The following is a 14,729-nucleotide window of genomic DNA, read 5'->3' on the forward strand; positions in this document are numbered from 1 at the left end:
TTACTTAACCACCTCCATGGTACCGTGCATCGTTTCGCTGTGCCCCGGGAAGGTACACAAAAAAGGATAGCTGCCCGGTTCGGTGGGCGCGGTGAATAGCAATTCGCAGCTATCATCGGGGTTTACCAATGGCGTAGCGAATAACACGTCATCGGTAGCCGGTATATACTGCTGTTCGGCACCTTCCCGCCCGCGCGCGAGCTCCTCGGCCGCATCGCGGACCCTATCCAATGCGCCCGGCCTCACGATAACCACGTTATGCTGCGTATAATTCGGATTGCTGAATTCGATTCGTATGGTCGATCCCGCCTTCACTTCGAAAAATTGTTTGTCGTATCGCAATTGGCCCAACCGGGGACGGAGCGCAACAACCTGGTCTACCTCACGCGTCAGCAGTTTTTCACGGAGCGCATCTTCACCCACCGCGGCAAGTCGGCTGGCCCCCAAAGGCGGTTGGTTATGTACCGCCTCCAAAAGCTTCAATGCTTGGGCAATCCACCTGTCGTCGGTATTCCGGCTTTCTCTTGTTGCTGCAGAAATAGCTTCATTGATTTCCGGGTTAGTTTCCGCATCCATTAGGGCCAGATAAGCCGCCAATCTCACCCGGCCGTCCGGGTCATCCAGTACTCCCGAAGTCAATAGTGCATGGGCAACATCGGGGATGTGCACCGGCAATGCTTGGATAGCTGCTTTCCGTACTCCGGGGGCCGCGTGCTTCAACGCGCCCAACACTGTCGCTAAGGTCTTCGGATGGCTGCCGTCCAGTAATCCCAAGCCAGACAGGGTCCAAACGGCATGCAATGCTGGACCATTCATTTGGATCGCATCTACCGTGTTTGTCTGTACCAGTGCACACAGCGCATCCGCAAGGTCAACCATACGGCGTTGTACGATAAGCCGCTGGGCCGTGGTACGCCAAAATAGGTTATCACTTTGCAGCGCTGCAATCATAGACATTGCATCATCTATGTCAAGCTTAGGCTTTGCGGTAGCCTGACCCTTCTTATAAACTAGCCGGTAAACCCGGCCTCGGAACAGGTCACGGCCAGGATTTTGAGCAGCATCTTGCCCTTCGGGTGTGTGTTGAACCATCAGATTATACCAATCCAGCAGCCAGAGTGCACCATCCGGGCCTACCTTTGCCGCTACCGGACTGAACCAGCTGTCGCTACTCGCCAGCATATTCCCGCCGTCCCCCAATTCCCTGAATCCCGAGCCATGCGGTACAATGACATGCTTATGGATCAGCCGTCCGGTAGGTTCGCAGATAAACGCCGTGTTGCCCCAATAATCTTCTGGGAATGAGCGTGCCGTATACAGGTTATGGCCGGTCGCCGCGGTAAAGCCGCCCTTTACATCCAGTTGGTGCAGTTGGTCTACTACTGGGTGGATTTCATAGTGCGAATCGATAGGCCCAGTACCCCTACCCGCCACACCTACCCTTTCAAAATAGCGGTTGGGGATCCCCAAAAATACGCTATGTTCATTGTTTGTACAGGAAACGAATACGTCAAAATCTTCGGAGAAACCCAATCCCCACGTATTGTTTGACATCCCGGCTAGGTATTCAAAGCCATCCACGCCCCCGTCCACATCGGCATCAAAACGGAAGACACCCTGTTTTAATACAGTCCGGTCACCCGCGATATAGCCGTCAAACCCAGCATACCCGACGGTCCCCCACAGCTTGTTATCTAACCCATACTGTAGGTTAGAAGGCCCGGCGTGGGTATCAAACACCCCCCAACCTGTCATGACAACCTCTTTGGTATCGGCCACATCATCGCCATCCAAATCCTTCAGAAACAAAAAATAAGGGGCCTGGGCTACCAACACACCGCCATGGGTAAACACAAAGGAAGTAGGGATTTTCAGTCCATCGGCAAACACAGTGAAATTATCGGCCTTCCCATCGCCGTCGGTATCTTCACAGATCAGGATGCGGTCATCCCCATCACCTGGCTGGTTTTTTATCGAGTTGGGGTAGGCCACGGTTTCGATAATCCAAAGCCGGCCACGCTCATCCCAGTCCATCGCAATGGGCTTGCCGATCTCCGGTTCGCTCGCAAACAGCTCCAGCACGAACCCATCGGGCACCTGAACGAGCTCCATTGAAGCCATAGGTGGCTTGGGCAATGGCAAATCCACCAGTGTATCCACCGCTGTAGTACCGGCTAAGCGACCTGTGCCGAACACATTGCTGCACCACAGCAGCCAGATAAAGCAAAGCAGGCCTGCCTTTACAGGCATACAGGCAATGGAAGGGGCGCTATTCGTGGTCTCCCGCAGATATCCGTTCAAAATAGAACACCCCTTTTTTATTGGCCACCACAATATCCAGTAGACCGTCACCGTTCACGTCTTCCACCACATTGTTTAAGCCCACCCCCGAATCCTCATCAATGATATGCATAACCCAAGCCGGCCTATCTCCCGGTATAAACTCCAGCCAGAAAATCGTGGGAGGGAAAGACTCGCCGGGGTCATGGCCTTGATGTGCGAAATAACGCATACCGCTTACCAAGTCCATATCGCCATCGTTGTCGAGGTCCACAAGCGATAACGCGTGGGTCTGTGAATAGTCACTATTGATCTCGCGGAGTTTCCAGGTGGTCCGGCCGGCCGGATCGCGCCCCTGCTCATACCACCACATGCCATACCGATGGGCCGATGAACTGATTACATCGGCATAACCGTCGCCATTCACATCCATCACGTACATCTGTGCACAGTCCAAACCGAGTTCTGCGGGATGGAATACCCAATCGGGCTGTGTCGGGTCTGCCGGAGCCTCCCACCAGCCCTGCTTGATAACTACATCCCCGCGCCCGTCGCCATTGATATCGCCGAAACCGAGTCCGTGCGAAAAGATTGCTGTACCGGGCATATCCTTACGGCTGATCGCGTAGCGATTCCACGTGGTATCGCCTTTTTCCGACGGACAGCGGAACCACACCATTTCTCCCGTGTTCGGATCGCCACACAAGATGTCATTGCGGCCGTCGCCATCGATATCAACGAAGGCAGGCGATTCGTTACTCGCCGCTTGTGCAATCACATGCTGCTCCCAATAGCCTCCGTCTGTGCCGGGATTCCGGTACCACCATACCTGCTGGCCGGGGAAATCCACGCGGATGTAATCAATCCAGCCGTCCTGGTCGACATCGATGGTAAAATTCAGCATCGAGTTACTATAGCCGGTCGTGCCGTCAAAAACCTGCTCTTCGTGGTAAATATCGTGTACGTTCTGCCAATCGGGACCCTCAAACCAACGTGCTCCGGCAATGATATCGGTATGGCCATCGTTGTTCACATCGGCCACAGCGACCCCCTCCGATATAAACTCCGTTGTCAGCGTATGCTTCTTAAAATCGAGCGGCCCGCTATGCCTCTGCTGCTGCGCCTGTTGCGTACAGGCAGCCGTAGCCACCGCCGATAGGCCGACGGTCAGCAAGAAAGATCCAATACTGTTCACCATAGTCATTGTGCTGTTATTTTTTGCTATCGGCGATGCGCCGGGCAACAAAATCTGTCAACCCCGGCAATTTAGCGCTCTTCGCCAATTCTGTCGCGCGGTTCTCATCTATACCTACCAGCGGTTCCAAGGCATACCATACCATGAGTGGAATATTCTGGTCTGTAGCGTCTTCCTCGTGCATACTCAGGTTTTTCACGACCTCCCACCGTTGCTCCAGCTCCATCCGTTGCAATGCCGATGCCAGGTACAGGCGTACCAAAGCCGATGTATCGCGTTTGGCAAGTGTTTCGAAACGGCGCTGGGCATCATCGGATACGTCGCTGTCTTCCGCGATGAATTGGATGGCCCAACCGCGCACGTACTCATCGTCGTGGTCTAGCAAATCTAACACCTGCTGATCGCTGATTCCGTTGGTCACGTGCAGTGCCCAAAGGGCTCGTAGCTTACGCGTCACGTCGGGGTTTTCATTGAATATCTTCCACAGGGCATCATACACTTGACTATTGCCACCCCTTTCCTGGAGCAACCGCCGGCTATGCACCACATAAAACTCGTTTTCGTTGAGTTGGTTCTCTACCAGCTGCAAGTCCGTCTGTTTAGACAGATCTACCGTTACCCACTGGTCCTGTTGGTGGGTTATCTTGAATATCCGACCCAATGTTTTGTCGTGCACATCGGAATTCGGGCTATGGCACTGGTTTTTATCGTACCAATCGATCACAAAGAGCGAGCCGCTGGGTGTAATCCTGAAGCTCAGCCATTGCGACCAGAAGTCGTTGGTGTTGATGAAATCTTTGCCGTGGCTTGCGGTGTAGCCCGATCCCGTGCGTTTGGTAATATCCATGTTTACACGGAAGCCGTTTATGTTGTTCATGAAGATGGCATTCCTGTCCATCCCCCAGTGTTTGTTGCCTAGGTAGAACATTGCTCCGGCATGGGCATGTCCCCCACCGGCTGCTGCCGATCGGAAGTTGCCCGCATGTGGTCCCTGGTCACCCAGCCAGTGCACGTGATCGGCAATGGTCTTGATATCGTCATAGGTATACGGGTTGAAATGCTCACCTCCTTGGCGGTGGTAGCGCCCCCCTTGACTGATATGGAACAAGTGGGGAATCACGCAAACCGTCAAGAACGGCTGTCCATAGTCATTGAAATCCACCCCCCACGGGTTGCTGGTGCCATGGGCAAACACTTCAAACTCGTGGCGTGTGGGGTGGTAGCGCCACAACCCAGCATTAATGGGAATCCGTTTGTTGTCGGGCGTACCCGGCTTACCTACGTTTGAGTGGGTAAATACACCATGCGTACCATACAGCCATCCATCTGGCCCCCACTTGAAGGAATTGAGCGTTTCGTGGGTATCTTGATAGCCGAAGCCGTCGAGTAATATCTGTGGTTCCCCGGCCGGTTTATCCGTTGACGCGTCTATGGGGATAAACAGCATATATGGTGCCGCTCCAACCCATACGCCACCGAAGCCTATTTCGATGCCACTCACCATGTTAAGCCCTTCAATAAACACCTTCCGGCTATCGAGAGTTCCGTCGCCATCCGTATCTTCAAAGATCAAGATGCGGTCTTTACCTTCTCCTTCGGGAGCGCGCACCGGATAGGTGTGTGCCTCTACCACCCAGAGGCGGCCGCGGTCATCCTGGGTGAAAGCGATCGGACGGACAATCTGGGGCTCGGCGGCTGCCAATGTCACCGTGAAACCATCGGGCGCCTCCATCACCTTAGCCGCGTCTTCGCCCGACAATCCAGCATTTGGAACGATGTCGCGCGGCGGGAGGATGATGACATCATTCGGCCGCAGTTCATTTGTATAGCTTGGCCGCTCATTGTGGAAACGGAAATCATCAAATGAAATATGTGCCCAATGGTTGTCGCCGATATATGCGATTTCCGGTACCGTTCCGGTTTCCTCATCAACCAGCCGGATATAGATTTCCTTTCCCCGCTGGGCGCCCAGGTCTACCACTACCGGCCGGAACGCCACATGTGCCGGGTCGCTGGCTTTATCTTCATTGATGTGGCCCGATATATTGAAAAAGACTGAGTCGGTGGCCGCATCCACGAGTTCTACACGGAGGCCGGCCAACGCGCCGCCGGTCACTTTGAAAGAAGCCCACGGATGGGTCACTTCAAAGGCGGTGGACGTAAGTGTACCCGTGGCTTGGTAGTTCAGGGTGCCGCCACTGCTTACGTAATAGTCGCCCGATTGTTTCAGTACCACGCTATCGGGGTACCACGGCGCCGGGTCGAACGTGACCGACCGTGGGCCAAACGCATTGCCCGTAGCCTTCCAGTCTTCCAAATTACCGCGCTCGAAACCGAAGTTGAGCGGGCGTCCGCTTTTGCGCGGCGATACCCCCCAATTGTCGCTAACGGGAGCTTCGAAATTTTCGACTATCCTGAAGTGCCCGCGCATCACCTGCTCGTGCCCAGGCAAGGTGCAGTAATATTCGTCGTCAAATTCAGCAATGAACACCACGCTTGTCGTGTCGCCCTCTTCCAGCATCGTTTCACTTTGTACACCATACTTCTCCAATAAGACATCGTGTGCCATCAGCTCGCCGTTGACAAGCGAAATCTTCACCCGCTCCCCTTTTTTTGCCCGTAGTACCGGGTTGCGTCTTCCATCGATATCGCCGCCTACGCCAGTGTAGCCAATCATCTTGGCATCCAGCACATATTCGCGGTCAATTTGGGTCGAATCGGAATCGCCGCCCGCGCATGAGACGGCTATAGCCCCCACCGTCATGCAACAAAAAAACATAAGCGGAGAGCGGATGCTTGTGGTAAAATCAGTTATTATCTGTTTCATTTATATAATAAAGTAAGGTTTCACTTGGTATACGGTACGTCCAGCTGTCTTACCGTTATCAAAATTCGGTAATCGTTATGTCTCGGAATTGGACCTTTGCCGCACCGCCCCCATGAAGCTGTATGGCAATTATTCCATTCGTAGGAATATTAGGGTCCGTTTCGATGTAGTCGCACGTCTTTACGCCATTGATATACAGTTCGTGGTGATTGCCACGCACGCGAACGATATAACTATTCCAACCGTCCCTGTTCAGGATACGGTTCAACGAACGTAAATCGCCGGGCACAAGCAGTTCTCTGCGATGTTCGTCGTACAGGTCGCCCCAATGGCCGTCGCCGATATCTGCCTGGTATCCTACGATATCATCGTTCACCACCGCCGATCGGTATTGGATACCACTGTTTATAAACCCTGTGGCATGGTCGCCCGAGAGACGGAACAAACACCTGAGCTCAAAATCACCGTACTCGCGTGTGGTACGCAAATAAGTATTTTTTGGCACATCGGTGTGGCCATCGCCGCCAATTATACAGCTATCGGCAACCGTCCAGAAATGGGCATCTGCAGGATCTACGGGTTGCCACCCATCCAGTGTAACGCCGTCAAACAACTCCACGGGCTGCCGGTAGGCCCTGTTGTTCCCATTGGGTTGCGCGCATGCCATTGAAAAGCCGAGCGATGCAACAATGGGCGCGATGCAAGCATATACATATCTCATCTTTGGTATGCTTTAGGATATAAAAAAACCAACAATAGCAAATATAGCCCCTTAAAGCAGGGCGAACTACGCATCTACTATCTTATCCTAACTGTTTTTTATCCTTTAATAGCTGTCTATAAGACACTAGAAAACAGTAGGTCTGCGTCTACTTTGCTTATGTAAAGTTATATAGATTTTCCAGAATGGAGGTAGGTTGTGGTCGAGATTGATCTAAAAAGAATCACAGCGTTTGCACGTTTCCGTGCAAACGCTGTGACGGATATATTATTTAACTTTAGTCTTACGCCTTAGCCGACGTATTCTGCGCTTTGGAGGCATCAAGTGCGATAGCAGACTTATCAAAACGTATCTTCACACCGCCTCCCACGTCCAACAAAAAAGTCGTTTCAGACACCTCTACAATACGTCCGTGTATTCCGGCAGATGTCACTACTCGGTCGTTTTCCTTGAGTGCCTCGATATATTTCTTATGGTCTTTGGCTTTTTTCATCTGTGGCCTGATCATGAAAAAATAAAAAACCACGATAATTAAAATCATAGGCAGGAACCCCATGATACCGCCAGCTCCGCCGGCACCACCGGCTTGCAATAAAATTGTCGATGTAATCATTTGTCTATTGTTTGCTTTTTGTTATTCTGTTTTTTCGCATTTTCGCACCATCATCCCCAACCATCAATTATCCACTACCCTCTCCTCATTTTTTCACCTCACCGCGCAGGTGCAGCAGTGTATTCGGACTAACCGCATTTGACGTAACGGTAATCACTTTATGCTGTTTACCTACCTGCCCAGCGCTGTTAAATACCACTTTCACCAATCCTTCGTCACCTGGTGCGATCGGATTTTTCGAATATTCGGGGGTGGTACAACCGCAAGACGCCTGGACATTAGATATGATGAGGGGCGAGCTACCAGTATTGGTAAATCTAAATTCGTGTTCTACTTTTTTGCCCTCAGTAATCACGCCGAAGTCAAAACTGTCTTCGGTTACTTCCAATATAGCACCGGCTGAATCGGGTTCGGGAATAACGGTTTGGCCAACGGGTTGTTCACCTTGCTGTTCCAGGGATATATCAGCGGCTTCAGCCCCCTGCTCTTGGTTTTTACCCATATTGCACGACACGACAAGCAGGGTGCCCGCGAAAAATAAAGGTGTCCATTTCATGATGCTCAATTTCATATCGTCTTGATTATATACTTTATTAACATTAACAGTGAACGTTCTTCCTTGTTTCCTACTGCATAAGCCCTCTTCCGGTTTTCCTTATGCGTCCTGCTGCCTGCAGGTCATTCAGTATCTTATCCAGTACCCCATTGATGAATGTGTTGCTCCGTGCCGTACTGAACACTTTCGATATCTCGATGTATTCATTGATGGTCACCTTCACCGGGATTGTCGGAAAATTGAGCAATTCACAAATAGCCATCCGCATCAGCAGGTTGTCCAGCAACGCAATCCTATCAGCTTCCCAATTTTTCGTTTTTGCCGCGATCAGTTGTTGGTACTCCTCGGCGTACCGGATGGTGTGGGTGAGCAGATCAAGGATGAATGGCCGGTCTTCCTCCCAATTTGGTGTCAGATCTGCCAATTTGTTTTGCCCAGGCACTTCACTCGCGAAGTTCTTCAATGTTTTTGCAACCATCGCCTGCAGCACCTCCTTATCCACTTGCCAATTGATGAACTTCTCCTCGAAAGCCTGTTCGATAGACGGCGCCTTAAGGATGATTTTCCGAAAAATGTATTTGACGATTTCCTTTTCGCTTGTAAGGGACCGGTCTTCCTGGTTCAGATAGGTGGTATATGCCTCCGTATCTTTCAGTTGCAGAAATACTGAACGGACGATCTCGGGATCGAAGTTCCAAGACACCTTATAACGTTTTACCGCATCCTTATACTGCTCGTTGTGCCGCAGCAGCTCAACAAATGTATTGGTGTACAACCTGGTATTGGGCGATAGGTCTTCTGCCGAGGGGAGGAATTTATTGGCCCTTTCGTCGGCGTCGATACGCACATAATCAGACACCTCATCCAATAGGTTCAATGCCCAGATGTACATTTCATAAACCTGATCGACGCTTTTGAGCAGCGCTTTCTCAAAGGTGGTGACCCGCCTATCTTCCGATAGTTGGTACGCATACAGCGTTTGTAGTACTTTAACCCGCAGGTGCCTTCTATTTAACATATTGATGTAAAGAACGAATCGATAAAAATCTCGATATCTTATATTGTTTTATCGCTTAATCTTCCGCATATCAGCTATCCGTGATTCGGCTATCTGATTTGCGGCTTGGTGCGGCGCTACGTTTTCGTTTATCGATTTGCGCAGCACCGAGCGGGTGATTTCGTAGATATTCTCGGTAAGTGTGGCCGTACGCGACACGCCATAACCCGCAATCTCGGAATAACAGCTGATCAACCCACCGGCATTGATCAGGTAATCAGGCGCATAGAGGATATCCTTATCCTTCAACCGCTTGGCATCTTCCGCTTCATCCCGCAATTGGTTGTTTGCAGAACCTGCAATGATCCGGCACCTCATTTTGGCGATGGTTTCTTTGTTGACCGTCCCGCCCAGCGCACACGGTGCATACACATCTACATCCAAGTCGTAGATGCTGTTATTTGCCACAGGTACCGCCTTATATTTATTAGCCACCTCTACCATCCTGTCCTCCACGATATCGCTCACATACACTTTGGCATTCTCTTCACGCAGCAACGCGATCAATTGCTCACCCACATTCCCCGCACCCTGTACAGCTACCGTGCGGCCTGCTAGGCTATCGTTGCCATAGCGCTCTTTCAATGCGGCTTTTATTCCATAATACACCCCTTTTGCAGTAAACGGCGCTGAATCGCCACTACCGCCGAGCGATTTGGGTAGTCCTGCCACGTGTTCTGTTTCCATCCGCAGAAACTCCATATCCCTGGGCGTGGTACCGATATCGAGCGATGCAATGAATGTACCGGCCAGCTCTTCTACAAACTGCCCGAACCGGCGCAGGAGTGCTTCGCTTTTCTGCGTACGGTGATCACCGATTATCGCAGCGTTGCCGCCCCCCAGGTTCACCCCCGCAACAGCCGCCTTGTATGTCATGCCCCGCGACAGCCGAAGCACGTCGTCTATCGCTTCATCGGTGTTTTGGTAGGGCAGCATCCTTACTCCGCCTATCGCCGGCCCCAAAGTTGTATCATGGATAGCAATAATCGCTTGCAGCCCGACAGCCTCGTCATTACAAAAAACAAGCTTCTGGTGGCCAAACTGTGCCATCAATTTAAAGGATGAATTGCTTTTGGTAGGTACGGACATAAAAAACGACAACTCGTTGTATAATCTGCAATATCGGGGCAAACTTAGCAAAAAAATTATGCATATAATCAACCCCGCGAAACATTTCGTATTTTTGTCGCCTATTCGACATGAAAGATCTCGCACACCTCAATAAGTACTTTTACAAATACCGATGGCGGATGATCCCCGGCGTGATTTTCGTGGTCTTATCCAACTATTTCGGCGTACTGCCCGCCCAGGTTATCCGGATAGCCTTCGATCTCGTTAAGGAGAATATCAGCATGTACCGGCTTTTCGACGGGTTCGACCGGCAGCAGCTAGTCTATGAAGTCTTCGGGTATTGCCTGCTGCTGTTCGGCGCATTGGTGCTGTTGCTCGCGCTTATCCGCGGCATTTTCCTGTTTTTGATGCGCCAAACCATCATCCTCACCTCCCGGCATATCGAGTACGACCTTAAGAATGAAATCTACGACCATTACCAGCAGCTGGATATGGCGTTCTACCACCGCAACAACACGGGTGATCTGATGAACCGGGTAACGGAAGACGTAAACCGGGTGCGTTCCTACCTAGGGCCTGCCGTGATGTATTCCATTAATACCGTCGTGCTCTCCGTAATGGTGATTGCCGCCATGATCAGTGTAAACCGCACACTGGCCCTGTATGCGCTTATGCCCATCCCCATTCTTTCGGCCATCCTGCTTGTGGTCAACAAAATCATCAACCGCCGCAGTGAGCGCATCCAACGGCAGCTCTCCACCCTTTCATCGTTTGTACAGGAAACGTTCTCCGGCATCCGGGTAATAAAAACGTATAACCGTGAGGCAGATAAAATGGAGCGCTTTGCGGATGAGAGCAACACTTACCGGGATACTGCCTTGGCATTGGTGAAAACCGAAGCCGTGTTTTTCCCACTCATCCTATTGTTAGTTGGCTTGAGCACCGTTATTACGGTATATGTGGGTGGGCTTGAAGTGGCTAAGGGTACCATTACCTCCGGCAATATTGCCGAGTTTATCATTTATGTAAACCAGCTGACATTCCCCGCCATGGCACTGGCTTGGGTTACTTCGCTTATCCAGCGGGCGGCAGCGTCGCAAAAACGCATCAACGAGTTCCTCCGCACACAGCCCGAAATCCGGTCGACGGCTACGGGAGAATTCCAAACCAATGGCCACATCCGGTTTGAGCATGTCAGCTTCACGTACCCCGATACCGGTATCCAGGCCCTCAACGATGTATCATTCGAAGTGAAACCAGGTGAGGTACTCGCCATTGTCGGCCGCACGGGCTCCGGCAAATCCACGTTGGCCAACCTCCTCATGCGGATGTACGACGTACAGGATGGGGCCATCCTTGTAGATGGTCACGATATCCGGCAGCTGCCGTTGCAAACCTACCGCAGCCAGATCGGCTTCGTGCCACAGGACGTATTCCTGTTTTCCGACACCATTGCCAACAACATCGTTTTTGGCCTCGATACTTCCGATAGTGGTGAAATAGAGAATGCTGCGAAGCAGGCAGCCGTGTACCATAATATCATAGCATTCGACCAAGGCTTTGAAACCAACATCGGCGAGCGCGGCATCACCCTGTCGGGCGGCCAGAAGCAGCGCGTTTCCATTGCGCGAGCACTCATCAAGAAGCCGCAGATACTTATTTTCGACGATTGTTTATCGGCCGTGGATACCAAGACTGAAGAAGAAATCCTACGCAACCTCAGTGTGGCGATGGCCGGTAAAAGCACCATATTCATCGCCCACCGGGTTTCCACCATCAAAAATGCCGATCACATCCTAGTGCTCGACCACGGTCGCGTGATCGAACAGGGCAGCCATGAAGAACTACTGGCGATGGAAGGCAGCTACCACGAACTGTATGAAAAGCAACTGCTAGAGGAGGCGAGCTAATTCAGCATGCTCCCGGTAGAGGGGCGCCATAGTCTCGCGAACCTGCTTAAAGAATTCGTAACGCTGGTCGTGGATGGGTACCACTTTGCTGTCGGGATCCACCCGTATACCCATTTTGATAATCCGTTCGCCCATCTCGGTAATATCCCGGTAATGCCCGTCTGCCAGGAAGGCGAGCATAGCGCTGCCCACCAGCCCCATCTGCTCCCCTGGTGGAATATGTATGGTCAGCCCCAGGACGTTAGCGAAGATCTGTGGCCACGTTTTTATCTTGGCGCCACCTCCTCCCATACGTATTTCAGTGACCTCCAATTGGTTCTCCTTCAGCGCTTCATATAGGTAACGCATCGAATAGCCTACACCTTCGAGCATAGCACGTGCCATATCGACCTTGCCGTGGTATTGGCGCATACCGAAAAATACACCAGAGGCGTACGGCCCCGTTTTTGAATCCCGTTCACTGGTTAGATAAGGGAGGCAAAGCAACGGTGGTTCCGCACCCACGTGCAGCATAACCTGGTCCTGCAAGTCCACATCAAACAAACTGTTACGCAGCCAATTCAGCGGCAGGGCGGCATTATTGAGCGCACCGCCGTTGAGGAAAACCCCTTTCTTCAGTGCATAGGGCTGGATACGTTTGTTGTCGTCCTTGTCAAACGCCGGCGAGTGGCCCGGCACCCGCAACATGGCCGATGTACCGACATTCATTATACCGATACCGGGTTGCATGGCTCCCAGACCCACCGCCAATGCTGCCCCATCGTACACGCCTAGCAGGACCTTCACCTGCTGTTTCAGTCCCAGCTCACTACGCACCTCGTCGGTCAACGATCCCACGTACGTAGTACCGTCTTCAATGGTGGGGAACTGCGCTGCGGAAAGCCCCAGGCGTGATAGGAGTGCCTCATCCCATCTGTCATCATTCAGGTTGTAATACTGGCTTGCCGCGGCGGTGCTCACATCCGTCACAAACTCGCCGGTCAGCCATTCAAATAGAAAAGCCTTGCTGTCGGTAAAATATGCAGCTTTATCGAAAACCTCTCGCTCCTTTCTTGAGAAATAGAATAACCGCGGCAGTACGTATGGTGTCATCAATGGGCATCCCGTCTGCGCGTAGATATCCACATCGGCATAGGCATCCAAGAAAGCATCGAACGTCTGCTGCGAGCGGATGTCTGCAAGCAAGGTAATACCGGTCAGCGGCTTTTTCTGTGCATCGAGCAGCATCAAGCCGAACTGGTACGTAGAACCCACAACGTAGGCCACGTCATCGGCGGCACCTTCAGAAAGCACTTGGCGGGCAAGGGTGACAATAAGTTCCTTCAGTACCCGTGGGTCGTGCTCGGCACCCCCTGCCACCTTGTTTATAACCGGTACTGCCACCGAGCGCAGGCCGAGTATCTCGCCGCTTTCATTTACTAGCCCGACTTTAAGATTTGTAGTACCCAGGTCAATGGCTAACGCGGTTGCCATGTACGGTGTTCTTTTTGTAAAACTTCGGGGTTTGCAATTTCCCCTGGCAGGCCATTTTGCTGGAATACTGCAACCGAATCATCCACACATGTTTGTCCCATGCCATGGAGCGACTCCCAGCTATAGCCGCCCAGGTGCGGCGTAATCACGGCATTTTCCAATTTTGCCAAGCGGTGGTTGCCATCGATCGGTTCCCCCTCCACCACATCGGTAGCGTAAGCACCGAGTGGCCCCTCTTGCAAAGCGGCATACAGTGCATCTTCGTCTACCAGTTCACCGCGGCAGGTATTCACCAATACGGCGCCTTTCTGCATGCTCGCAAACTGCGCTTGTCCAAGCATCCGCTTGGTTTCGTCGGTAAGCGGGCAATGGAACAGGATGGCTTGCGACGTGCTGATCAGTTCATCCAAAGGCACTTCACGTGCGCCGAAGGCGGCGAACCGCTCTTTGGAGATATAAGGGTCTGACGCTACCACGTCGGCACCGAATCCCTTAGACAAAATCTCTGCACTACGCGACCCGATGTTGCCAAGTCCGATGATGCCGATTGTCTTCCCTTTCAGCTCCATACCTATCATACCGGCACGAGCACTCCAATTACTGCTCCTCACGGCCTGCGATCCCACCACTACTTTCCGTGCCCCCGCTAAGAGCAAGGATACGGCGTATTCGGCCACTGCCTCTTTTTCTACGATACCTTTCACCCGCGACACCATGATCCCCAGCTCCGTTGCCGCTTCCAAGTCTACATTGTCGCAACCGATACCATGACGCACCAACAGTACCAACTTATCACATTGCTCAAGTGTCCGCCGTGGGATCTTGGGCGTGACGCTTGCAATGATACCATCGGAATTTTTTAAATGGACAGCAAGGCTGTCTCCATCGATATCTGCAGGAACGGTAACATGCTGGATGTCCGCAAAGCGTTCCAGGGTATCGATATGTTCCGCGAAATGTTTACCAAACGTGCTGGAATTGAGGATGGAAATGACTGGTCTACTCATTTATATACTGATTAATGAT

Annotated in this window: 11 protein-coding genes; 1 reads left to right on the forward strand and 10 read right to left on the reverse strand. The window is 51.9% G+C overall.

What is annotated here, in order from left to right:
- The 8 genes from NGM62_RS05070 to NGM62_RS05105 form a co-directional block, all read right to left on the reverse strand.
- On the reverse strand, positions 1 to 2,301 hold the full coding sequence (locus tag NGM62_RS05070) for a PVC-type heme-binding CxxCH protein (protein WP_262246323.1): 2,301 nt from the start codon (positions 2,299 to 2,301) through the stop codon (positions 1 to 3).
- On the reverse strand, positions 2,270 to 3,478 hold the full coding sequence (locus tag NGM62_RS05075) for an FG-GAP repeat domain-containing protein (RefSeq protein WP_262246325.1): 1,209 nt from the start codon (positions 3,476 to 3,478) through the stop codon (positions 2,270 to 2,272). The genes NGM62_RS05070 and NGM62_RS05075 overlap by 32 nt, the downstream gene beginning before the upstream one ends.
- A gap of 13 nt (positions 3,479 to 3,491) precedes the next feature.
- A complete protein-coding gene (locus NGM62_RS05080) occupies positions 3,492 to 6,302 on the reverse strand; it encodes a PVC-type heme-binding CxxCH protein (protein ID WP_262246327.1) in 2,811 nt (936 codons plus the stop codon).
- Between the two features lie 58 nt (positions 6,303 to 6,360).
- On the reverse strand, positions 6,361 to 7,023 hold the full coding sequence (locus NGM62_RS05085) for a 3-keto-disaccharide hydrolase (protein WP_262246329.1): 663 nt from the start codon (positions 7,021 to 7,023) through the stop codon (positions 6,361 to 6,363).
- A 283-nt stretch (positions 7,024 to 7,306) separates the two neighbouring features.
- Positions 7,307 to 7,633: a preprotein translocase subunit YajC gene (yajC, locus tag NGM62_RS05090; protein ID WP_262246381.1), complete on the reverse strand. Its 327-nt coding sequence runs from the start codon at positions 7,631 to 7,633 to the stop codon at positions 7,307 to 7,309.
- Positions 7,634 to 7,721: 88 nt separating this feature from the next.
- Entirely contained in the window at positions 7,722 to 8,207 is a 486-nt protein-coding gene (locus tag NGM62_RS05095) for a DUF1573 domain-containing protein (RefSeq protein WP_262246330.1), read from the reverse strand.
- A gap of 55 nt (positions 8,208 to 8,262) precedes the next feature.
- Positions 8,263 to 9,210, reverse strand: coding sequence for a transcription antitermination factor NusB (gene nusB / locus NGM62_RS05100; protein WP_262246331.1), 948 nt, complete (start codon positions 9,208 to 9,210; stop codon positions 8,263 to 8,265).
- Positions 9,211 to 9,258: 48 nt separating this feature from the next.
- Positions 9,259 to 10,299: a Glu/Leu/Phe/Val family dehydrogenase gene (locus tag NGM62_RS05105; protein ID WP_262246332.1), complete on the reverse strand. Its 1,041-nt coding sequence runs from the start codon at positions 10,297 to 10,299 to the stop codon at positions 9,259 to 9,261.
- A gap of 149 nt (positions 10,300 to 10,448) precedes the next feature.
- Between NGM62_RS05105 and NGM62_RS05110 the strand changes: the two genes are divergently transcribed.
- Positions 10,449 to 12,230 carry an ABC transporter ATP-binding protein gene (locus tag NGM62_RS05110; RefSeq protein ID WP_262246333.1) on the forward strand — a complete coding sequence of 594 codons (1,782 nt, stop codon included), beginning with the start codon at positions 10,449 to 10,451 and terminating at the stop codon, positions 12,228 to 12,230.
- Here NGM62_RS05110 and NGM62_RS05115 read toward each other — a convergent pair.
- Both NGM62_RS05115 and NGM62_RS05120 read right to left on the reverse strand, forming a co-directional pair.
- Positions 12,213 to 13,703, reverse strand: coding sequence for a gluconokinase (locus NGM62_RS05115; protein ID WP_262246334.1), 1,491 nt, complete (start codon positions 13,701 to 13,703; stop codon positions 12,213 to 12,215). The genes NGM62_RS05110 and NGM62_RS05115 overlap by 18 nt on opposite strands.
- Positions 13,688 to 14,710, reverse strand: coding sequence for an NAD(P)-dependent oxidoreductase (locus tag NGM62_RS05120; RefSeq protein ID WP_262246335.1), 1,023 nt, complete (start codon positions 14,708 to 14,710; stop codon positions 13,688 to 13,690). The genes NGM62_RS05115 and NGM62_RS05120 overlap by 16 nt, the downstream gene beginning before the upstream one ends.
- Between the last annotated feature and the right edge of the window lie 19 nt (positions 14,711 to 14,729).

It is taken from the genome of Parapedobacter soli, assembly GCF_025460835.1.
Classification (GTDB): Bacteria; Bacteroidota; Bacteroidia; order Sphingobacteriales; family Sphingobacteriaceae; genus Parapedobacter; species Parapedobacter soli.